Here is a 19967-nt window from a genome sequence, read left to right as displayed (position 1 = left end):
CGAAATAGTTTCGCCGCGAAAGTGAGATCACGAAATGCCAGAGGCCGAGAAAGTCGCCATAGCCGCCAGGGCCAAGTTCGAAGCGCGTTACGGTGAGGCATCGCTTCTGACGCGTTACGCCCGGGCGCGGGTCAGGCAGTTCTTGCTGCGGCAGGTGCCCACCGTGGTCGGGACTGTGGCGGTCTGGTACATCGTTTCGCCGCTCGCCGCGCTGTACTGTTTCTTCATCACCATCGCAGGCGAGACGCTGGACACACTGGTCCTGCGCCGGACGCCGTCCCGGTTGGAGGCCGGCAAACCCGTCTGGCGTGAAAAGCGCCTGACGGCCTTTTCGGCCGGGGTGCAGTCGGCCACCATCGCCTCCTGCGTGCTGGTGCTTCTGGCCTATGCGCCGACGGACGAGGCGGCTCTGATCGCGCTGTGCTTCCTCATGGCCGCCGCGGTGAACGCCGGGTACGTGATGACGCACCACCCGCTGGCAAGCTGGGCGAAGATGGGGGTGCTGTCGCTTTGCATCCCGATCTATTTGGTTACGGACACGCTGACCGCGGGCGCCTTTGGGCTGCGCCAGTTCATTCACCTGCTCGAGGTGATCATGCTGTTCTACCTGACCTTCGCCTTCGTGTCCTTCTCGGTGCGCAGTTGGCGCCGGCGGCTGAGCAACGAGTACATGCTGATGGAAAGCGCCGCGCGACAGGACGCGACCAACGCCGAGCTTTTGGCCGCACAGCGGCAGGCGGAACAGGCGGCACAGGCGAAAAGCGCCTTTCTGGCCACCATGAGCCACGAGATCCGCACGCCCCTGAACGCCGTGATCGGGATGAGCGACCTTCTGGCCGCCAATGACCTGGATGCGAAAAGCGCCGAGTACGTGCGCACCATTCGCGGTGCGTCCACGTCACTGCTCCAGGTGATCAACGACGTGCTCGATTTCTCGCGGCTCGACGCGGACCAGATGAGTTTCGAGTCGCTCCCCTTCGCGCCATCCGAGAGCATCGCAGCCGCGGCGCGCCTGCTTACGCCGCTCGCATCGGAAAAGGGGCTGCCCATCGTCCTGGCGGATGACGGCTCCTTGCCGCTGCGGGCCAGCGCCGACGAGGGTCGGTTGCGTCAGATCCTCGTGAACCTGATCGGCAATGCCATCAAGTTCACCGCCGCGGGCGAGATCCGGGTCACGGCGCGGGCGGAACCGGAAGGCGACGGCTGGCGGCTTGTCGTCCTGGTCAGCGATACCGGGATCGGGGTGCCGCCCAATCGGGCGGAAGCGATCTTTGAGGTCTTCCAGCAGGCGGACGCGGCGACCACGCGGCGGTATGGCGGCACGGGGCTTGGCCTGCCGATCAGCAGAGCGCTGGCGCAACGGCTGGGGGGCGACCTGCGGCTGGTGCCGGCTCAGCGTGGCGTCGGCGCCTCATTCGAACTGACGGTGCACCTTGACAGGGCCGCCGCGGAAACCCCCTCGGTCGCGGCCGGTCTGCAATCCGTCCCGCAGGGCATCACGCGTCCGCTGGTCGTGCTTCTGGCCGACGACAACGAAACCAACCGGATGCTGGTGGAACAGTTCCTCAAGAAGCAGCCGGTGACATTGCACGAGGCCAAGAACGGTCGAGAGGCTGTCGATATCGCGCGCCGCGTACATCCCGACGTGATCCTGATGGACATGGCCATGCCGGAACTCGACGGTCTGGAAGCCAGCCGTCAGATCCGCGGCCTCGACATGCCGCAACCGCAGATCTTTGCCCTGACCGCGAACGCCTTTGCCTCGGACAGGGCGGACTGCGAGGCGGCGGGCATGAACGACTTCCTGACGAAACCGATCCGCAAGTCGGTGCTGATCGCTGCACTGGCCGATGCGGCCCGCCAGGAGAAACCCCGTTCACAACCCGGCGACGATGCCATATCACGGCAGGGTGAACCGGGAGGGTCGGAAGCGTGGACATCGCCACAAGAGTCTGGAACCACAAGTGGAAAATCGATCCGATCGTCAGGTCGCTGATCGACACGGACTTCTACAAGCTTCTGATGTGCCAGTCGGTCTTTCGCAACCGGCCGGACACCAACGTCACCTTCAGCCTGATCAACCGGACGAAGGACGTACCGCTTGCCCGGCTGATCGACGAAGGGGAACTGCGCGAACAGCTCGACCATATCCGGTCGCTGTCGCTGACGCGCGGCGAAAGCACCTGGCTGCGTGGCAACACCTTTTACGGCAAGCGCCAGATGTTCCGCTCCGACTTCATGGAGTGGTTCGAAAACCTGAAACTGCCGCCCTACCATCTCGAACGGGTGGGCGATCAGTACGAGCTGACCTTCGAAGGCCGCTGGCCCGAGGTCATGCTGTGGGAGATCCCGGCGCTGGCCGTACTGATGGAACTGCGCGGTCGTGCGGTGCTGCACGACATGGGCCGGTTCGAGCTGCAGGTTCTCTATGCCCGGGCGATGACGAAGCTCTGGCAAAAGGTCGAACGTCTGCGCGAAGTGCCCGGCATCCGCATTGCCGATTTCGGCACGCGGCGGCGGCACAGCTTTTTGTGGCAGGACTGGTGCGTGCAGGCGATGCTTGAGGGCCTTGGTCCGAACTTCACCGGCACGTCCAACTGCCTGATCGCCAAGAACCGCGACCTGGAGGCGATCGGCACGAACGCCCATGAGCTGCCGATGGTCTACGCGGCGCTGGCGAAGAACGACGCGGAACTGGCACAGGCCCCCTACGATGTCCTCGCGGACTGGCACGAGGAGCACGACGGCAACCTGCGGATCATCCTGCCCGACACATACGGCACGGAGGGGTTCCTCAAGCGCGCGCCGGATTGGCTGGCGGGCTGGACCGGCATCCGCATCGACAGCGGCGATCCGGCGACAGGGGCCGAGGTGGCGATCCGCTGGTGGAAGGACCGGGGCGAGGACCCGCGGGACAAGCTGGTGATCTTCTCCGATGGGCTGGATGAGGACCGGATCATCGATCTGTACCGCCAGTTCAACGGCCGTGTGCGCGTGTCCTTCGGCTGGGGCACGCTGTTGACCAACGACTTCCGCGGGCTGGCGCCCGGAGATCGGCTGGCACCGTTCAGCCTTGTCTGCAAAGCGGTGTCGGCGGACGGCAATCCGACGGTGAAGCTGTCGGACAACCCGAAGAAGGCGATGGGCCCGGCGGAGGAGATCGCCCGCTACAAGCGCGTGTTCGACGTGGGCCGGCAGGAGGCCATGGACGTCGTGGTGTGACCGGACGGGGCCGGCGCTGTTTGCCTGTCGGCAAAGGCGCCCCGCCCACCGTCCCATCTGGCGGCGCGGAACCCGACGCTTGCGCACATGCCACGCCGGTCTGCCTTGCTGAACAAACACTTTTCTTGACCGGTCGACGCGGGTAAGGCTGCCGCGGCGAAGGAGAGCACCATGGCAACGATAGATCCGCAGCCCGGTATCATGGACATTGCGCTGTACGAAGGCGGCAAGGCGAAGGTGGACGGCATCACCAACGTCGTCAAACTGAGTTCCAACGAGAATCCCTTCGGCCCGAGCCCGGCGGTTCAGGACGCTGTGGTCCGATCCGTGCACGAGCTGCATCGCTACCCGTCGACCGACCATGCCTCGCTGCGGTCCGCGATCGGCGAAGTGCACGGCGTCGATCCGGAACGAGTCATTTGTGGCGTAGGCTCCGACGAGATCATCCACTTCCTGTGCCAGGCCTACGCCGGGCCGGGGACGGAGGTGCTGCACACCGTGCACGGCTTTGGCATGTACCGCATCAGCGCGCTGGCCGCAGGGGCGAGCCCGGTGGAGGTGCCCGAACGCGACCGCGTGACCGATGTGGACGCCATCCTCGACGGTTGCTCCGAACGCACACGTCTGGTGTTCATCGCCAATCCGAACAACCCGACCGGCACGATGATCGGCCTGGCCGAGATCGAACGGCTGGCCGAGGGCCTGCCCGATCAGTGTCTGCTGGTGCTCGACGGCGCCTATGCCGATTACGTCGAAGGCTATGACGGCGGCGCGCGTCTGGTGGAGCAGCGCGAGAACGTGGTGATGACGCGGACCTTCTCGAAGCTCTATGGATTGGGCGGAATGCGGGTCGGCTGGGGCTACGCGCCCAAGGCCGTGATCGACGTGCTGAACCGCGTGCGCGGGCCGTTCAACCTGTCGAACACCGCGCTGGCCGCCGCCGAGGCCGCCGTGCGCGACACGACCTGGGCCGAGAAGTGCCGCAATGACAACACCCGCCTGCGGATGATCCTGTCCGAGGCGCTGGCGGAACATGGCGTGCCGTCCGACACCTCGACCGCGAACTTCGTGCTGGCACGTTTCGCCGACAAGGAGGAGGCCGACGCCTGCGATCTTTACCTGCAGTCGCAGGGGCTGATCGTGCGCAAAGTGGGGGGCTACAAGCTGCCGAACTGCCTGCGGATCACTGTCGGTGACGAACCCTCTGTGCGGCGCGTGGCTTTCTGCATCGGTCAGTTCAAGGCTGGCGCGCGATGAGCGAGCACTACGGCAAGGTCGCCCTGATCGGCCTGGGGCTGATCGCAAGTTCGATGGCTTGGGCGATGAAACGCGCCGGGATGGCGACCGAGATCCGGGGCTATGCCAGGTCCGCCGAAACACGCGAAACGGCGCGGCGACTGGGGTTCTGCGATGTCATCTGCGACAGCGCAGAAGACGCCGTTGCCGATGCCGACCTTGTCGTGCTGGCGACGCCGGTGGGTGTGATGGGGCGTGTGGCAGAAACCATCGCACCCCATCTGAAACCCGGCGCGACCGTGACGGACGTGGGGTCTGTAAAACGGACCGTGATCGAGGAGGTCTCTCCTTATCTGCCTGAGACCGTTCACTTTGTTCCCGCTCACCCGATGGCCGGGACGGAGCATTCCGGTCCGGACGCGGGCTTTGCCAGCCTGTTTGACAATCGGTGGTGCCTGATCGTACCGGTGGAAAACGCGCCCGAAGACGCGGTCGCCCGGCTGGAACGGTACTGGCAGGCGCTTGGCGCAAACACCGAACGCATGGACCCCGAACATCACGATCTCGTCTGCGCGGTGGTCAGTCATATCCCGCACCTGATCGCCTACACGATGGTCGGTGTGGCCGACGATCTGAGCCGCGTCTCGGACCAGGAAGTCATCAAGTTCTCTGCCGCCGGTTTCCGGGATTTCACGCGGATCGCCGCCTCGGACCCGACCATGTGGCGCGATGTTTTCCTGACCAACAAGGGTGCGACGCTGGAGATCCTCGGGCGCTTTACCGAAGAGCTCTTTGCGTTGCAGCGAGCGATCCGGACCGGCGACGGTGAGCAGCTTCATGCCTATTTCACCCGCACCCGGGCCATACGGCGTGGCATTCTGCAGGCGGGTCAGGATACTGATAAGCCTGACTTTGGCCGGATCGAGGTTAAACGTTGAAGGGCATCTTAGTTCTGTTCGTTCTTCTCGGGCTCGCCGGATGCGGCGGTGGCCGGGTCGATCGCGGGCTGGACAAGGCGGCGACCGCGGCGCGGGCAGCCTTTGCCGCGATGGGGATCGAAGGCGACACTGTCTGTGGCGACCCGGCCCTGATTGGCGAGAAGATCGGCGCGGTCAAAGGCAATGGTGCCTGCGGGATCGACAACGCGATCCTGTTGCGCGGTGTCGACGGCGTTGCGCTGAGCACGCCCGCGACGATCCAATGCTCGACCGCCAAGGCCTTGAAGACATGGATGAACTCGGGCGCGCGCAAGGCCGTGGGCAAGCGCGGTGGCGGGGTCGCCGAACTGAAGGTCGCGGCGTCATACGCCTGCCGGACGCGCAATCACCAGCGTGGTGCGAAGCTGTCGGAGCATTCCAAGGGCAACGCCATCGACATCGCGGCGGTGCGTCTGCGGGACGGGACGGAGATTTCCGTGCTGCATCACTGGGGCCACGGCAAGGACGGCGCCATGCTGGAGCAGATGCACTCTGCGGCCTGCGGTCCGTTCGGTACGGTGCTGGGCCCGAGGTCGGACCGTTTCCACAAGGATCACTTCCATTTCGACGTCGCCGATTACCGCGGCGGACCTTATTGCAAGTAAACCGTTGCTGACCGGAATGCCGGGTTAACGCTCCGCACCTTGTGGTTGGCTGCGCGGACGCTGACCATATCGGGTCGCCGGCGGGGTGGTTCGACGGGAAGGTTAACCGATCTTCAGACCTCAGACGCAGGCGTTAATGTGCGAACCGGCCGGTTTGACCCCGATTCCCGGCCGGTTGTTAACACCTTTGCGGTTGTTGGTTGGCGAAAATGCATGACGTTGCGGCCATATCGGTTAACGCGGCGATGGGTCGGGGGAATGAGGCGGTCCTGCCACATTCTGCCTTATTTCACGGACGCGAATCGAACCCGGCCTGGACGCAACCCTTGTGCGCACAACCATAACAGGTTGTTCGCGCAACCAATCCGACTTCCCTGGGGTCATCTCGCCCCCTCAACGGGTTGATTGAAGTCACATGGGGGACGGTGATCCCAACGCATAGGGTATTGTTTCAAATATGTTTTCAAACGGTCAAATATGACATTTGACGGTTGCGGATTGCCCCGATTTCGCCCAGCTTTGGTTTTGTCGGTGGGGGCCGACTGACCACGGAGCTGCATCACATGCGCGCACTGACGATCGCCCTTGCCCTGTTTTTCATGGCAAACCCTGCGCATGCGGACATTGGCTGGAAGGTCGACCGGTTCGGTCCGGGATCGGTTATGGTGATGAAGGACCGTAGCGGCGCGACGACCCACGTCTCGCGCGGCACCGATGGCAACCTCCACGTCTTCGATGTCTATGACGGTCGCGGTGCTTCGGCGGAGTTTGTCGGCCGTTACAAGACGACAGCGCGCGGCGATGTGGTGGAGACCGTGGCCTTCGACGGGGCCGTGACCCGCTTTGTCCCGAACCGTTGCAACCGCACGGAAGGCACCTGCCGCTTTACCGTGATCCATCCCGATGGCTTTGCGGAACCGCGCACCCGTGTGACCCGCGCCACCCGAGGCGGGCTGCGCTACCAGGAGTTCGGGCTGGACGGGCTGATTGCGGAAGGTGTGCTGACCCTGGACGGCAACGGCGCCGCAAAGGGTGGCTGGACCGCCGACGCGCCCAACGAAGAGCGCAAGTTGCGTACCAAACGCGTGCTGGTCGCGCTGAAATAGACCGGCGTTTTCTCTCTCTCTCTCTCTCTCTCTTTTGCAAAACCTGCGCCCCGCCCGGATTGTCGGGCGGGGCTTTCCAGTCCCGGAGCCGAGTGGGCGTTTCGGGCGATCCCAAGGACGCGCTGGCGCGCGGCAGGATCAGCCCCTGCCCTGTCGGGCAGCGGCGGTTTTCAGGTATTTGGACCAAGATGAAGGCATGGCGCCGCGCCGGTCCCCCGGCGTGGATCACGCGGGGCGCGCACCGGCGGTTTCCTGGCCCCGCTCAGCCCTCGCCACCCATCAGGGCCGCGAGGAGCGCCTTAGCGTCCTGTCCGGACCAGTCGGCGTCGCCGGTCAGGCGGGCGACCTCCCGGCCTTCGGGATCGAGGACAACCGTGACCGGCAGCCCGAGCACGCCCATCTGGCGGGCCAGCATGGACTGCGGATCGCGGTGGAGGGGCAGGTTGGTGACGCCGATCTCTTCGAAGAAGCCTTCGATCTTGGCGGGGGGATTGCGCGAGGTGGCGATGGTCACGACCTCGAAATTCTCGCCGCCGAGGTCCGACTGGAGTTGGCTCAGCATCGGCATCTCGTGCCGGCAGGGGGCGCACCAGGTGGCCCAGAAGTTCACCAGAACCCATTTGCCCTGCCAGTCGGCGAGATTCAGCGGCGCTTCGTCGAAGGTCATGAAGTCGACGGTGCCGGCGTCCTTCGGGCTGTCGTGGAAGACCATCTTCTTCATGTCTCCGCTGGCGGCGGCCTTTGCGGCGTCGACGTCGGCCAGCGACGGATTTGCCAGCGCCGTGAGGGCGGTATAGAGAGCCGCGAGAGCGAAACGTTTCATAGATCCTCCGAAAGGCATGTCATGTCGGACAAGACCTCGAACCAGATGTGGGGCGGCCGCTTTGCCGCCGGGCCGGATGCCATCATGGAGGCGATCAACGCCTCCATCGGATTCGACCAGCGGCTTGCGGCGCAGGATGTCGCCGGTTCGAGGGCCCATGCCGCCATGTTGGCCGCGCAGGGCATCATAAGTGATAGCGATGCCGAGGCGATCCGGGAAGGATTGCTCACGGTTTTGTCAGAGATCGAGTCCGGGCGTTTCGTTTTTTCCACCGCGCTGGAGGACATCCACATGAACGTGGAAGCGCGGTTGAAGGAGATCGTCGGCGAACCCGCCGGACGGTTGCACACCGCGCGGTCGCGCAACGACCAGGTGGCGGTGGATTTCCGGTTGTGGGTGCGCGACCAGCTCGATGCGGCGGAGAGCGGTTTGCTGGCGTTGATGAAGGCGCTGCTGGGGCAGGCGGAGGCCGGGGCCGACTGGGTCATGCCGGGATTCACCCACCTGCAGACGGCGCAGCCGGTGACATGGGGCCATCACATGATGGCCTACGTGGAAATGTTCGGGCGGGATCTGAGCCGTGTCCGCGATGCGCGGGCGCGGATGAACGAGTCGCCCCTGGGCGCGGCGGCGCTGGCGGGAACCGGCTTCCCCATCGACCGGCACGCGACGGCGGAGGCGCTGGGCTTCGACCGTCCGATGGCCAATTCGCTGGATGCGGTGAGCGCGCGGGATTTTGCGCTGGAGTTTCTCTCGGTGGCGTCGATCTCGGCCATGCACCTGTCGCGCTTTGCCGAGGAGCTGGTGATCTGGTCGTCGGCGCAGTTCCGGTTCGTGACATTGTCGGACCGGTTCTCGACCGGGTCGTCGATCATGCCGCAGAAGAAGAACCCCGATGCCGCCGAGCTGATCCGTGCGAAGATCGGGCGGATCTTCGGGGCGAACGTGGCTTTGATGATGGTGATGAAGGGGCTGCCGCTGGCCTATTCCAAGGACATGCAGGAGGACAAGGAGCAGGTCTTCGACGCGGCCGACAACTGGATGCTGGCTTTGGCGGCGATGGAGGGGATGGTCCGCGACATGAGCGCGAACGTGCCGGCGCTTGAGGCGGCGGCGTCCTCGGGGTTTTCCACGGCGACGGATCTTGCCGACTGGCTGGTGCGCGAGACCGGGTTGCCGTTCCGCGAGGCGCATCACGTCACAGGCACGCTTGTGGCGCAGGCCGAGGCGCGGGGCTGCGATCTGCCGGACCTGTCGCTGGAGGAGATGCAGGCGGTGCATGGCAGGATCGACGCATCGGTGTACGATGTGCTGGGCGTGCACAATTCGGTCCGGTCGCGGATGAGCTTTGGCGGGACCGCGCCGGAGCAGGTGCGTGCACAGGTGGCGGCTTGGAAGGAGCGTCTGGCATGAAGGTTCGGGTGATGCTGGTGGTGGCGCTGGTGGCGCTTGCGGGATGTGGCGCCGATGGCGATCCGATTCCGCCGGAAAAGGATGAGCCGGCGGGTCCGGGGCTGCGGTTCCAGGTCAACGGCAAGGTCGAGATGGGGATCGCCGGCTGATGCTGCGTGTGCTCTGGCTTCTGCTGGCCGTCTGGGGTGCGGTGCATCCGATGTACTGGTTCGTCAGTTTCCTTTCCGCCAACGGCTGGGACGTGGGGCTGATGATCGACGCGTGGTTCGTGAACGCATCGACCACGGCCCTGACCTGGGACCTGACGATTTCGGCGGTGGTGCTGACGGTCTGGGTGCTGGCGGAAGTCTCGGTACGGCGCAACTGGGAGGCGCTGCTTGCCATCCCGGCGACCTTCCTGATCGGTGTGAGCTGCGGCTTTCCCCTGTACCTGTGGTTCCGGTCGCGGCCCGTGGTCTGAGGGGCAATGTGCGCGCTGGCGCGCGCGCCCGTTGTCTCGTCGGCGGCCTGCGGCCTTCTCCTCGGGTGGCCTCCGGCGGAGGTATTTGGGCCAAGATGAAGCGGGCGGGGTGCGCAGGCGGGCCGGGGCCGTGCGCCCGCGGCACGAGGGGGCTGGTTCCTTGTCGCGGGCTGCGCTAAAGCGGCCCCGTTTGCATGGAGGGCGGCGCCTTGGATCATTTCCTGTATCGTGACGGTCAGTTGTTTGCCGAGGACGTGTCCGTGGCGGAGATCGCGCGGGCGGTCGAGACGCCGTTCTACCTGTATTCGCATGCCACTTTGGTGCGGCACTTCCGGCTGTTCGACGAGGCGCTGGCCTGGGGTCCGCACATGGTGTGTTACGCCGTGAAGGCGGCGTCCAACCAGGCGATCCTGACGGCGCTGGCTGCCGAAGGGGCGGGCATGGACGTGGTGTCGGGCGGGGAATACGCGCGGGCGAAGGCCGCCGGTGTGCCGGGCGCGCGGATCGTGTTTTCCGGCGTGGGCAAGACGCGGTCGGAGATCCGCGCGGCGCTGGACGGCGGCATCCGTCAGTTCAACGTCGAGAGCGAGCCCGAGATGCAGGTGATTTCGGAGGTTGCGACGTCGATGGGCGTGGTCGCTCCGATCGCGGTGCGGGTGAACCCTGACGTCGATGCGAAAACCCATGCCAAGATCGCCACCGGCAAGAGCGAGAACAAGTTCGGCATTCCCATTGCCCGGGCGAGGGAGGTCTATGCCGAGGCGGCGGCGCTGCCGGGGCTGAAGGTGGTCGGCATCGACGTGCATATCGGGTCGCAGCTGACGCAGCTCGAACCCTTCGAGATGGCCTATCGCAAGGTTGCGGAACTGACGGAGGTGCTGCGCGCCGAGGGGCATGCCATCGAGCGGCTGGATCTTGGCGGCGGGCTGGGTATTCCCTACGCGCGGTCGAACGAGGCGCCGCCCCTGCCCACGGACTACGGTGCGATGGTTCAGCGCACGGTCGGGCATCTCGGGGTCGAGGTGGAGATCGAGCCGGGCCGGCTGATCGCCGGGAACGCGGGCATTCTCGTCAGCCGGGTGATCTATGTGAAGAACGGCGAGGGGCGGGATTTCCTGATCCTCGACGCGGCGATGAACGACCTGATCCGGCCTGCCATGTACGACGCGTATCACGATATCGTACCCGTTGCTGAGGCGGAGCCGGGGATCGAGCAGGTGGCCTACGACGTGGTCGGCCCGGTCTGCGAGACGGGCGACACTTTTGCCAAGGGGCGGGTGATGCCGCCGCTGGCCGCGGGAGACCTCGTGGCGTTCCGTTCTGCCGGGGCCTATGGGGCGGTGATGTCGAGCGAGTACAACACACGCCCGCTGGTGCCCGAAATCATGGCAAAGAACGATCAATTCGCTGTCATCCGCGCGCGGCCGAGCTTTGACGACATGATAAATCGCGATACTGTTCCTGAATGGTTGTGAGCTATCCTGCGCGCAGCCGACCCTTTGGAGGCGCGTTATGGCTCGACCTGAACCGCAACACACCCCCGTCACAGGACTGATCCGCTGGCCTTTGCGCCTGACCCGACTGGGGATGGTGGCGGAGGCGATCACCCGTGCGTTCTGGCCGCTGTGGTCCGTTGTCTTCGTTGCGCTGGCCCTGCTGATGCTGGGCCTGCAGGACGAGGTTGCGACGGAATGGGTCTGGGCCGCCGGGGCGGCGCTGGCGCTTGGCGGCATTGCGGCGCTGGTGTTCGGTATCCGCCGGATGCGCTGGCCGTCCGAGGGGGCCGCGCTGCTCAGGCTGGACCGGACGCTGAAGGGCAATCCGATTCAGGCCTCGCTCGACCGGCAGGCGGTGGGGGCGGGCGACGATGCCTCGCTGGCGGTCTGGCGTGCGCACCAGGCGCGGATGCGGGCGCGGCTGGCGGAGGCGCGGGCGGTGGAGCCCGACTTGCGCGTGTCGCGGGCCGACCCGTTTGCCCTGCGCTACGTGGCGCTGTTGTTCCTGTCGGTGGCCTTGCTGTTCGGCTCATTCGGCCGGGTGCAGTCGGTCACCAACATGGGGATCGGCAACGGCACGGCGATGCAGGGTCCGGCGTGGGAGGGCTGGATGCAGCCGCCCGCGTACACGCGCCTGCCCTCGGTCTATCTCAACGACATCACCGCCCCGGAGATCCAGGCACCTGAGGGGGCGATGATCACGCTGCGGATGTACGGCGAGGTCGGGTCCCTGACGGTCGAGGAGACGGTGTCCGGCCGCACCCTGACCGACGAGGAGGCGCAGGATACGGCGCAGGATTTCGAGGTCGCCATGTCCGGGCGCGTGGCGCTGGACGGGCCCGGAGGGCGCGAATGGCAGGTGGCGATGATCCCCGATGCCGGGCCAGCCGTGCGGCGCGACGGCGACATCGAGGTGAGTTACGAGGGTGAGGCGCAGATCCCCTTCACCGCCGAGGACGATCATGGCGTGATGATGGGGCGCGCGCGGATCGTGCTGGACCTGGCGGCAGTCGACCGGCGCTATGGCCGGGCGATCGAGCCGGAGGCGCGCGAACAGATCGAAGTGCCTCTGCCGATGCCGGTGGCGGGCGACCGGACGTCCTTTACCGAACCGCTGGTGGCGAACTTCTCGCTGCATCCGTGGGCGAACCTGCCGGTGAAACTGGAGCTGGAGGTCGAGGACGCGCGCGGTCAGACGGCCCTGTCGGAGCCCGAGGCGATCACCCTGCCGGGGCGGCGCTTCTTCGACCCGGTCGCGGCGGCGCTGATCGAGGAGCGGCAGGCGCTGCTTTGGAACCGCGAGAACGCAGGTTACACGGCGCAGATCCTGCGGGCGGTCCTGAACCGCCCCGACGATCTGTTCCGCAAGCAGGAGCAGGCCGAACAGCTGAAGCAGATCCTGAGCCGGATCGAGGCGCAGGCGAAGACCGGCATGACCGACGAGGCGCAGGAAGAGATCACGCAGGCGCTTTGGGATCTGGCGATCGAGCTGGAGGAAGGCGACCTGGAGGATGCGCGGCAGCGCATGCAGCGGGCGCAGGAGCGGCTGGAAGAGGCGATGAAGAACGGCGCCTCGGACCAGGAGATCGCGGAGCTGATGCAGGAGTTGCGGGAGGCGACCCGCGACTACATGCGGCAATTGGCGCAGCAGCAGGCGCGCGAAGGGAACCAGAACCAGCAGCCCATGGATCCGTCGCAGATGATGGAAATGACGCAGGACGACATCCAGCGCATGATGGACCGGATCCAGGAGTTGATGGAGGAAGGCCGGATGGCCGAGGCGCAGGAAGCCATGCGTCAGCTTCAGGAAATGCTGGAAAACATGCAGATGACCCAAGGCCAGGGGCAGGGTCAATCGCCGGGCGAGCAGGCCATGGAGGGCCTGTCGGAGACGCTGCGCGACCAGCAGGAACTGTCGGACGAGGCATTCCGCGAGCTGAACCAGGGCCAGCAGGGTCAGCAAGGCCAGCAGCAGGGTGAACAGGGCCAAGGCCAACAAGGTCAGGGTCAGCCCGGGCAGCAGCAAGGGCAGGGCCAGGGACAGCAGCAGGGTGAGAACGGTCAGGGAGGCCAATCGCTGGAAGAGGGCCTCGCGGAGCGGCAGCGCGCCCTGCGCGACGAGTTGAACCGCCAGCGGTCGAACCTGCCGGGGCAGGGCTCGGAAGCGGGAGAAGAGGCCGGGCGCGCGCTGGAGCGGGCCGAAGGTGCCATGGACGGAGCGGAACGCGCCCTGCGCGAGGGCGAGTTGGGCGAGGCCATCGACCAGCAGAGTCAGGCGATGGAAGCGCTGCGCGAAGGTTTGCGGAGCCTTGGCGAGGCCATGGCGGAACAGCAGAACCAGCGGTCCGGCGAACAGGGCTTTGCCGAGGGCGGCGACCCGCAGGAACAGCAGGACCCGCTTGGGCGGAACTCCGGCACGACGGGGCGGGTCGGCACCGACGAGGGACTGTTGCAGGGCGAGGACGTGTATCGCCGCGCCGAGGAACTGCTGGGCGAGTTGCGCAAGCGGTCGGGCGAGACAGAGCGTCCGCAGGTGGAGCGCGACTACCTCGAACGGCTGCTGGACCGCTTCTGACCCTTTGCGACCAAGCGGTGCGCGCTGCCTGTCTCGTCGGCGGCCTTCGGCCGTCTCCTCGGGGTGTCGCGGGCGAAAGGCCGCGCGCCGGTGCGATGCCGTCAGGTTTCGGGATCGACCTTGCCGCGCATGGCCTTCACGTCGCCGCGTTGCTTCTTGGCGGCGAGGCGGCGCTTCTTGCTGCCCAGCGTGGGTTTCGTCGGGATGCGGCGTTTCGGCTTGCGCGTCGCTTCGAGGATCAGCTCGGACAGGCGGTCGCGGGCGATTTCACGGTTGCGGGCCTGGCTGCGGGTTTCGTCCACCTGCAGCACGACGGCGCCTTCCTTTGTCCAGCGACGGCCGGCGATACGACGCAGGCGCGCCTTCACCGGGCCGGGGAGGTTGGGCGAGCGGTCGGCCTCGAACCGCAATTCGACGGCGGTCGAGACCTTGTTGACGTTCTGGCCGCCGGGGCCGGAGGAGCGGATGAACTGTTCGGTCAGTTCCCAGTCCTCGATGGTGATCTGTTCGGTGATGCGCAGCATGGCAGGGAGCATAGGGCAGAGGTGACAATCTAAAAGGGCCGCCTGCGTTAAGGCGACCCTTCGAGAATTACGGAGGCGGGGCCGGTTAGGCTTTGCCAACTCGGGGAAAAGTTACCCCAGGGATTGCCCTAGGTTGCCTTTCCTCGAACTGTTCCGACACCTCTCTCCAATGCTTCTCTAGACACTGGATCACCTCCTTTCAGCTGTTTCAAACGCTTGCTCAGGCGTGGTGCGGTTCAGGCTCTGCTCGTCCGCCTCACGCAAGATGATGGTGGCATGGGATATCCTCACCACAAAGTCTTTTTTGCAATCGCGGTGCATTTTTGGTGACCGTGCTGCATCACGCAGCACGGCGCCTTTATGCGCAGGGTCTTCCGGGGTGGGTGTCAGGCGGGTTGCATGACCCGGGTGACGATCATGCGGAAGGGGATCAGCGCGATCAGCGCGAGGGTCAGCTTGACCAGCCAGTCGGCCACGGCGAGCGACACCCAGAGCGGCACGATGGGACCTGCGCCCAGAAGCGGCAGCGTCTCGTTCGCCCAGGCCACGTCGTTGGCCGGATCGATGAAGGTGAGGGCGCCGGAGAAGGCGACGGTGAAGAAGATCGCCGTGTCGAGCGAAGAGCCGACAAGCGTGGACGCCAGCGGGGCGCGCCACCAGCGGCCTTCGCGCAGGCGGTCGAAGATCGCCACGTCCATGAGTTGCGCGGTCAGGAAGGCGAGGCCGGAGGCAATCGCGATCCGCAGCGTCACCGCCGGGTAGGTGTAGCCGTCGCCCTGCAGCATGACCTGCGTGCCGATCAGCGAGCAGATCACGCCGACGACGAAGCCTGCGAAGACGACCTTGCGGGCGGGTCCCGCGCCGTAGATGCGGTTCATCAGGTCGGTGACGAGAAAGGCCAGCGGATAGGTGAAGGCGCCCCAGGTCAGCCACTGGCCGAACAGGAACTGGACGAGGATGTTGGAGGCCAGCACGATGGCGGCCATGGCAAGGATGCCGGGAAGGTACGCGCGGTTCATTGTGATACCCGTTTTTGACAAGGTTGCGGGGACTTGTTCCGGTCAGCGCCGGACCGGGGGCGTATAGGCCCGCGCGCTGCGTCTGGCAAGGGAAAAGCCGGGGTTCAGTCGGTGACCCGGTACTCCACGAACTCGGTGCGCTGGAAGCTGTTGAAGTTGTTGTCGGAGACCATCGTCAGCCGGATTGCGCCGGTCTTGTCGCGCCAGGCGGAGATGCCTTCGAGATTGCCGTGCACCAGCGCGTGCGTGGCCAGGATGGTTTCGTCGTGGGTCACGCGGTCGCCCTGCAGGGTCAGCCGCCGCACGCGGGACCGGAAGGCGATGCCGGTGAATTCTCGTTCGAGGAGGTAAAGCGCGCCGTCCGGCCCAAAGTCCGCGCCCACCGGAAGGAAGTTGCCCCGGCGAAGGACGGAGAACGGCTGGCTCCATTTCCCGGTTTGCGGGTCGTAGCGGAAGACGGGAAAGGGACGGGTGAGTTGCCCGGAGCGTTCGGGCAGGGTGTAAAGCCGGCCCTTGTCGTCGATCGCCAGCGCCTCGAACCCGGAGTTGTTCTGCATTTTCGGGAATGTCGTAGGGTCCGAAAGGCTGTAGGTCGGCCCGTCGGGGGGAAAGGCCCAGACGCGATGCTTCCCCTCGAACGAAACGAAGGCGGTTCCGTCGGGCCCTTCTGCGAGCCCCTCGGAATCGGCCATCGCGTAGATCACGGCCTCTCCGTCCGGGTCGCGCAGCGCCTGTGCCGAACTGACCGAGGCCCCGACCAGACGTCCGTCCGCTTGCCGCCGGAAGGTGCCGTGCAGGATCATGCCTCGGTCGGTGATCGTTGTGAAGGCGGCGCCATCGTCGGACACTTCAAGACCGGAAAAGCCGCCCTGATGATGCTCTCGCTCATGCCAGAGCAGGCTTCCGATGTATTTCATGCGCGGCGTGGGGGTTGCCGCCATTGCCCAGCCGATGGCCAGCGCAAGGCCCGCCGCCACGGTCAGGCCGCGCAGGAATGTCATACGCATGGCAGGCCTTGTCAGTTGGAGGCGAGCACGGCGGCGCAGGCGTTGGGCAGGTCGCCCAGCGTCAGTTCACGCTTCGGCGGGGCGGGCTTTGCGTTCGGGTCCGGCGGCGGCGGGTTGAGGATGTTGTTCACCCACTGCTGCGCGTCGGCGCAGCCGTCGCCCGGCGGCGGCGCGGCCTGATCCACGCAGCCCACGGCGCCCTTCGGGCAGCTGAGCCGGACGTGGAAGTGGTAGTGATGTCCCCACCACGGACGGATCTTGCGCAGCCAGGCCCGGTCGCCCTTTTCATCGTTGCACATCTTCACCTTGGCGCCGGGGAAGACGAAGATCCGCGCCACGCGGGGATCGGAGGCCGCAGCCTTGATGATTTCGTGGTGCGCCCTGGTCCAGTTGTTGTTGGTGTAGGCGCCGGAGGAGCGGCGGAGCGATATCGAGGAGATGTTTTCCCGTGCGCGTTCGGAGAGGTTCAGGTCGTCGGCGGGCAGCATCCAGATGTCGGCGTCCAGTCCGATCTGGTGGCTGGCGTGGCCGGTCAGCATCGGGCCGCCGCGCGGCTGGCTCATGTCGCCGATGTAGAGGCCCTTCCAGCCGGGTTGCTGCGCCGCCTTCTTCGACAGGTCCTGAATGTAGTCGACCAGCTCGGGGTGGCCCCAGTTGCGATTGCGGCTGAGGCGCATCGCCTGCCATGTCGGCCCGGTTTCCGGAAGCTGCGCGCCACCGGCGAGGCAGCCCTTCGCGTAGGACCCATAGGGAGCGGACGACTGCTCCGAGGCGTCGCGCTTGGCGCCGAATAGCTGCTTTGCCTGCTTCGAGGACAGCACGGGATCGACCGCGACCTGCGGCAAAGGTTCGCCAGAGATATCGCGGGGTGTCGGGTTGCCACAGGCGGCCAGCGCCAGCAGACCGAGCATCAGGGTCTTGCGGATCATGTCACTGCTACTCCCTCCGGGGCTGGTTTCAGGGGGTGTCGCCTTCCGGTTTCACCCAGACTAACAGAGCCAGTCCCAGAAGAAAGAGGAAGATCACCGGCAGAAACCCGAGTTGATTGGATTGCGTCCAAAGTGTGCTGACCGTGATCAGCGCGGGGGCAAGGAAAGCGGTGGCCTTGCCGGTCAGCGCGAAGAGGCCGAACGCCTCGGCGGGGCGGGCGGGATCGGTATGGCGCACCATGAGCGAGCGCGAGGCGGAATAGAGCGCGCCGCCTGCCCCGCCGATCACCGCCCCGCAGATGAAGAAGACCACATCCGGCACGGCGCTGCCGGGGGGCAGCGGGATCATGAAGAGGTGGTCGCGCGACATGCCGACGATGATCGTGCAGACGACGATCAGCGACCAGATGCACCAGCGGATCACCGGCTTCGGGCCGACGCGCTCGTCGGCGATGCCGCCCAGCCAGCTGATGACGGCGGCGGCGATTGCGGCGATTATGCCGAAGACGCCGATCTGGATGATCGACCAGTCGAGCACGAGCGTCGCGTAGATCCCGCCATAACTGTATAGCGCGGTCAACGCGTCCCGGTAGAACATCGAACTGACGAGGAAACTGGCGCAGGAGCGTCGGCGGGAGATGTTGACGATGCTTCTTTTCAGGTCCTTCAGCATGAGGCCCACGGTGGCGTCCGGGTTCTTCGGCACGCGCGGTTCGCGGTTCCAGATGAAGTAGGGGATCATGAACAGGCCGAACCACAGCGCGATGAACGGGCCGGTGAAACGAGTGCCCTCGCGCCACTCGGGATCGAGGCCGAAGGCGGGGGCGAGTCCGATCAGGGTCTTGCCGCTGTCGTTTTCGGCAAAGAACAGCAGGACGATGAACAAGGACGCCACGCCGCCCCAGTAGCCGAAGGCGGTGGCCGTGCCGGAGATCCGCCCGATCTGCTGCGGTGTGCCGAGCGAAGGCAGCAGCGCGTTGTTGAGGTTGAAGGCGGATTCGGAGGCGATGAAGCCGATCCAGAAGGCGGTAAGCGCGAAGATAAGCCCGCCGCCGTCCGGCATCAGGATCCACAGCATGGAGGCCATGACCACGGCCAGCGTGGTGAAGCCGTAGATCCACGGCATCTTGCGCCCCGAGGTGTCGGCCCAGGCGCCGAGGACCGGGGCGGAGATGGCGATGACCAGCCCGGCCATGGTCTGGGCGGAGGACCAGAGCCCCTGCGCCGAGGCGCGCGCGGCCTGATCCTCGAATCCTTGCGCCATGTACCAGCCTGCGGCGACCGTCGCGAAATAGGGGGCGAAGACGAAGGTGAGGCCGAGCGTCGCGTAGGGTTGCTGCGCCCAGTCGAAGAACATCCAGCCCCAGATGCGTTTCCTGCTGATGGTGTCCTGCATCGCCGTCTCCCCGCTTTGGCGCGATAGAACCCGGGGGCGGGGGGCGTGGCAAGACCCGAGCGGGGGAGGCGGAGTGAAACTCCGCCCTACGCGGGCACGGTCCTGTGTGGCGGCCAGGGGCGCATGTCCTCGGCCTCGATCCACCGGGCGACCCAGTCGGGCAGGACGGGCGCTTCGGACATGTCGACACCGATGGCCGTCGCCACGCGATCGGTCGTGACGATGCCGTTGCGGTCGGTCAGGGCGGTGCGGACCACAAGCTGCGAGGTGCATTCGTCGCGCGCGTTCCACATGCTTTGTTCGATGTAGGTGAAGCGGCGGTCCCAGCCCAGAACGCGGGTCTGCATCTCGATCCGGTCGAAGCCGCGTACGCGCCGGCGATACCGCACGACCGATCCGGCGACCGTCAGGCCCCATCTTTCGCGCTTGAGCACGTCGAGCAGCCCCATGCGTTCGGCCATGGGTATGCGCCCGAGATCGTAGAGCGTCAGGGTGCGGCCGTTGTTCAGCTCGTTCCACATGTCGAGATCCCACGGCATGCAGAGGTGGTGCGAGATGTGGGTGTCGAAAAAGCCCATGCGCGGCGCCCTGCGCGCGCGGGCCATGTCCTTGAAGAGGCGGATGAAGGGATACATGGCGGTCCTGTCGTTTTCAGGACCGGGTTTGGGCGCAACGCGGCACCAGCGTCAACCAAGACCTCGCGGCACACTTGCCCTCTGCGGCCTGCGTGCTTAGGTGACCCGCAACCCGAGCGTTCGAGAGGCCCACAGATGACATCTCTTTTCCAGATCCTGCTGCTGATCATCGGCATCGTGAAGTTCATCATCATCGCCCATGTCATCATGAGCTGGCTGATCAACTTCCAGATCCTGAACCTGCGGCAGCCGCTGGTGGCGTCGATCTGGGACGGGCTTAACCGCCTGCTGGAGCCGGTCTACGGCCGCATCCGGTCGTTCCTGCCGCAGATGGGCGGGCTGGACCTTGCCCCGCTGATCGCCTTCGTGGCGGTGATCGCCATCGAGATCATCCTGCGCAACAACGCCGCCGCCTTCTTCTGAGGTCGGGTTGGAGGGGCGCTGCCCCTCGGCCTGCGGCCTCACCCCGAGGTATTTGCCGCCAAGCTGAAGGTCGGGGCGATCCGGGCTTGATTCATCGAATCTTAGTATGAGAGTGTCGGAA

The 19967-nt window shown here is 65.8% G+C and carries 19 protein-coding genes; 12 read left to right on the top strand and 7 right to left on the bottom strand.

Features of this window, described 5'->3' with window-relative positions:
* The first annotated feature begins 34 nt into the window (after positions 1-34).
* The 6 genes from ABFK29_RS01155 (at position 35) to ABFK29_RS01130 (ending at position 7146) form a co-directional block, all read left to right on the top strand.
* On the top strand, positions 35-1996 hold the full coding sequence (locus ABFK29_RS01155) for a hybrid sensor histidine kinase/response regulator (protein WP_005858371.1): 1962 nt from the start codon (positions 35-37) through the stop codon (positions 1994-1996).
* The gene (pncB, locus tag ABFK29_RS01150) at positions 1933-3222 is read left to right on the top strand and encodes a nicotinate phosphoribosyltransferase (protein WP_005858370.1); all 1290 of its coding nucleotides are present in this window, start codon (positions 1933-1935) and stop codon (positions 3220-3222) included. The genes ABFK29_RS01155 and pncB overlap by 64 nt, the downstream gene beginning before the upstream one ends.
* 171 nt (positions 3223-3393) lie before the next feature.
* The gene (gene hisC / locus ABFK29_RS01145) at positions 3394-4479 is read left to right on the top strand and encodes a histidinol-phosphate transaminase (RefSeq protein ID WP_005858369.1); all 1086 of its coding nucleotides are present in this window, start codon (positions 3394-3396) and stop codon (positions 4477-4479) included.
* Positions 4476-5396: a prephenate/arogenate dehydrogenase family protein gene (locus ABFK29_RS01140; RefSeq protein ID WP_005858368.1), complete on the top strand. Its 921-nt coding sequence runs from the start codon at positions 4476-4478 to the stop codon at positions 5394-5396. Before hisC ends, ABFK29_RS01140 begins: the two co-directional genes overlap by 4 nt.
* Complete coding sequence (locus ABFK29_RS01135) at positions 5393-6040, top strand: extensin family protein (RefSeq protein ID WP_005858367.1); 648 nt, start codon at positions 5393-5395, stop codon at positions 6038-6040. Before ABFK29_RS01140 ends, ABFK29_RS01135 begins: the two co-directional genes overlap by 4 nt.
* A 563-nt stretch (positions 6041-6603) precedes the next feature.
* Positions 6604-7146, top strand: a complete 543-nt coding sequence (locus tag ABFK29_RS01130; protein ID WP_005858366.1) for a hypothetical protein — start codon at positions 6604-6606, stop codon at positions 7144-7146.
* A 262-nt stretch (positions 7147-7408) separates the two neighbouring features.
* Here ABFK29_RS01130 and ABFK29_RS01125 read toward each other — a convergent pair whose 3' ends face one another.
* The gene (locus tag ABFK29_RS01125) at positions 7409-7969 is read right to left on the bottom strand and encodes a TlpA family protein disulfide reductase (RefSeq protein WP_005858365.1); all 561 of its coding nucleotides are present in this window, start codon (positions 7967-7969) and stop codon (positions 7409-7411) included.
* A gap of 21 nt (positions 7970-7990) precedes the next feature.
* On the opposite strand from ABFK29_RS01125, the gene argH reads away from it, so the two are divergent.
* The 5 genes from argH to ABFK29_RS01100 all read left to right on the top strand — a co-directional run bounded on the left by argH (position 7991) and on the right by ABFK29_RS01100 (position 13913).
* The gene (gene argH / locus ABFK29_RS01120; protein WP_005858364.1) at positions 7991-9382 is read left to right on the top strand and encodes an argininosuccinate lyase; all 1392 of its coding nucleotides are present in this window, start codon (positions 7991-7993) and stop codon (positions 9380-9382) included.
* Complete coding sequence (locus ABFK29_RS01115) at positions 9379-9531, top strand: hypothetical protein (RefSeq protein WP_005858363.1); 153 nt, start codon at positions 9379-9381, stop codon at positions 9529-9531. The genes argH and ABFK29_RS01115 overlap by 4 nt, the downstream gene beginning before the upstream one ends.
* Positions 9531-9842: a DUF2834 domain-containing protein gene (locus ABFK29_RS01110; protein WP_005858362.1), complete on the top strand. Its 312-nt coding sequence runs from the start codon at positions 9531-9533 to the stop codon at positions 9840-9842. The genes ABFK29_RS01115 and ABFK29_RS01110 overlap by 1 nt, the downstream gene beginning before the upstream one ends.
* Positions 9843-10051: 209 nt before the next feature.
* Complete coding sequence (lysA, locus tag ABFK29_RS01105; RefSeq protein WP_040604517.1) at positions 10052-11317, top strand: diaminopimelate decarboxylase; 1266 nt, start codon at positions 10052-10054, stop codon at positions 11315-11317.
* A gap of 37 nt (positions 11318-11354) precedes the next feature.
* Positions 11355-13913, top strand: a complete 2559-nt coding sequence (locus ABFK29_RS01100; protein WP_040604470.1) for a TIGR02302 family protein — start codon at positions 11355-11357, stop codon at positions 13911-13913.
* A gap of 101 nt (positions 13914-14014) precedes the next feature.
* On the opposite strand, the gene arfB is transcribed toward ABFK29_RS01100, so the two are convergent.
* The 6 genes from arfB to ABFK29_RS01070 form a co-directional block, all read right to left on the bottom strand.
* Complete coding sequence (gene arfB, locus ABFK29_RS01095; RefSeq protein ID WP_040604516.1) at positions 14015-14437, bottom strand: alternative ribosome rescue aminoacyl-tRNA hydrolase ArfB; 423 nt, start codon at positions 14435-14437, stop codon at positions 14015-14017.
* A gap of 386 nt (positions 14438-14823) precedes the next feature.
* On the bottom strand, positions 14824-15456 hold the full coding sequence (locus ABFK29_RS01090; protein ID WP_005858358.1) for a queuosine precursor transporter: 633 nt from the start codon (positions 15454-15456) through the stop codon (positions 14824-14826).
* Positions 15457-15560: 104 nt separating this feature from the next.
* The gene (locus ABFK29_RS01085; protein ID WP_005858357.1) at positions 15561-16463 is read right to left on the bottom strand and encodes an esterase-like activity of phytase family protein; all 903 of its coding nucleotides are present in this window, start codon (positions 16461-16463) and stop codon (positions 15561-15563) included.
* Between the two features lie 11 nt (positions 16464-16474).
* Entirely contained in the window at positions 16475-17392 is a 918-nt protein-coding gene (gene mepA, locus ABFK29_RS01080; protein ID WP_005858356.1) for a penicillin-insensitive murein endopeptidase, read from the bottom strand.
* Between the two features lie 28 nt (positions 17393-17420).
* Positions 17421-18788, bottom strand: coding sequence for an MFS transporter (locus ABFK29_RS01075; protein WP_005858355.1), 1368 nt, complete (start codon positions 18786-18788; stop codon positions 17421-17423).
* An 86-nt stretch (positions 18789-18874) separates the two neighbouring features.
* Entirely contained in the window at positions 18875-19423 is a 549-nt protein-coding gene (locus ABFK29_RS01070) for an acyl-CoA thioesterase (protein ID WP_005858354.1), read from the bottom strand.
* A 135-nt stretch (positions 19424-19558) separates the two neighbouring features.
* Here ABFK29_RS01070 and ABFK29_RS01065 point away from each other — a divergent pair, with 135 nt between their 5' ends.
* Positions 19559-19846 (top strand): YggT family protein, encoded by a 288-nt coding sequence (locus tag ABFK29_RS01065; RefSeq protein ID WP_005858353.1) that lies wholly within the window; start codon positions 19559-19561, stop codon positions 19844-19846.
* Positions 19847-19967 lie beyond the last annotated feature (121 nt).

The organism is Sagittula stellata E-37 (genome assembly GCF_039724765.1).
GTDB lineage: Bacteria > Pseudomonadota > Alphaproteobacteria > Rhodobacterales > Rhodobacteraceae > Sagittula > Sagittula stellata.
Note: the sequence above shows the minus strand (reverse complement) of the source record. Positions and strands in the feature narration are given on the sequence as shown.

What these genes read in the sequence shown, in the direction of transcription:
- ABFK29_RS01155 (WP_005858371.1), top strand. Translation starts at nt 35, where the DNA reads ATGCCAGAGGCCGAGAAAGTCGCCATAGCCGCCAGGGCCAAGTTCGAA.
- hisC (WP_005858369.1), top strand. Translation starts at nt 3,394, where the DNA reads ATGGCAACGATAGATCCGCAGCCCGGTATCATGGACATTGCGCTGTAC.
- ABFK29_RS01140 (WP_005858368.1), top strand. Translation starts at nt 4,476, where the DNA reads ATGAGCGAGCACTACGGCAAGGTCGCCCTGATCGGCCTGGGGCTGATC.
- ABFK29_RS01130 (WP_005858366.1), top strand. Translation starts at nt 6,604, where the DNA reads ATGCGCGCACTGACGATCGCCCTTGCCCTGTTTTTCATGGCAAACCCT.
- ABFK29_RS01125 (WP_005858365.1), bottom strand. Translation starts at nt 7,969, where the DNA reads ATGAAACGTTTCGCTCTCGCGGCTCTCTATACCGCCCTCACGGCGCTG.
- argH (WP_005858364.1), top strand. Translation starts at nt 7,991, where the DNA reads ATGTCGGACAAGACCTCGAACCAGATGTGGGGCGGCCGCTTTGCCGCC.
- ABFK29_RS01115 (WP_005858363.1), top strand. Translation starts at nt 9,379, where the DNA reads ATGAAGGTTCGGGTGATGCTGGTGGTGGCGCTGGTGGCGCTTGCGGGA.
- ABFK29_RS01110 (WP_005858362.1), top strand. Translation starts at nt 9,531, where the DNA reads ATGCTGCGTGTGCTCTGGCTTCTGCTGGCCGTCTGGGGTGCGGTGCAT.
- ABFK29_RS01100 (WP_040604470.1), top strand. Translation starts at nt 11,355, where the DNA reads ATGGCTCGACCTGAACCGCAACACACCCCCGTCACAGGACTGATCCGC.
- arfB (WP_040604516.1), bottom strand. Translation starts at nt 14,437, where the DNA reads ATGCTGCGCATCACCGAACAGATCACCATCGAGGACTGGGAACTGACC.
- ABFK29_RS01090 (WP_005858358.1), bottom strand. Translation starts at nt 15,456, where the DNA reads ATGAACCGCGCGTACCTTCCCGGCATCCTTGCCATGGCCGCCATCGTG.
- ABFK29_RS01085 (WP_005858357.1), bottom strand. Translation starts at nt 16,463, where the DNA reads ATGCGTATGACATTCCTGCGCGGCCTGACCGTGGCGGCGGGCCTTGCG.
- mepA (WP_005858356.1), bottom strand. Translation starts at nt 17,392, where the DNA reads ATGATCCGCAAGACCCTGATGCTCGGTCTGCTGGCGCTGGCCGCCTGT.
- ABFK29_RS01075 (WP_005858355.1), bottom strand. Translation starts at nt 18,788, where the DNA reads ATGCAGGACACCATCAGCAGGAAACGCATCTGGGGCTGGATGTTCTTC.
- ABFK29_RS01070 (WP_005858354.1), bottom strand. Translation starts at nt 19,423, where the DNA reads ATGTATCCCTTCATCCGCCTCTTCAAGGACATGGCCCGCGCGCGCAGG.
- ABFK29_RS01065 (WP_005858353.1), top strand. Translation starts at nt 19,559, where the DNA reads ATGACATCTCTTTTCCAGATCCTGCTGCTGATCATCGGCATCGTGAAG.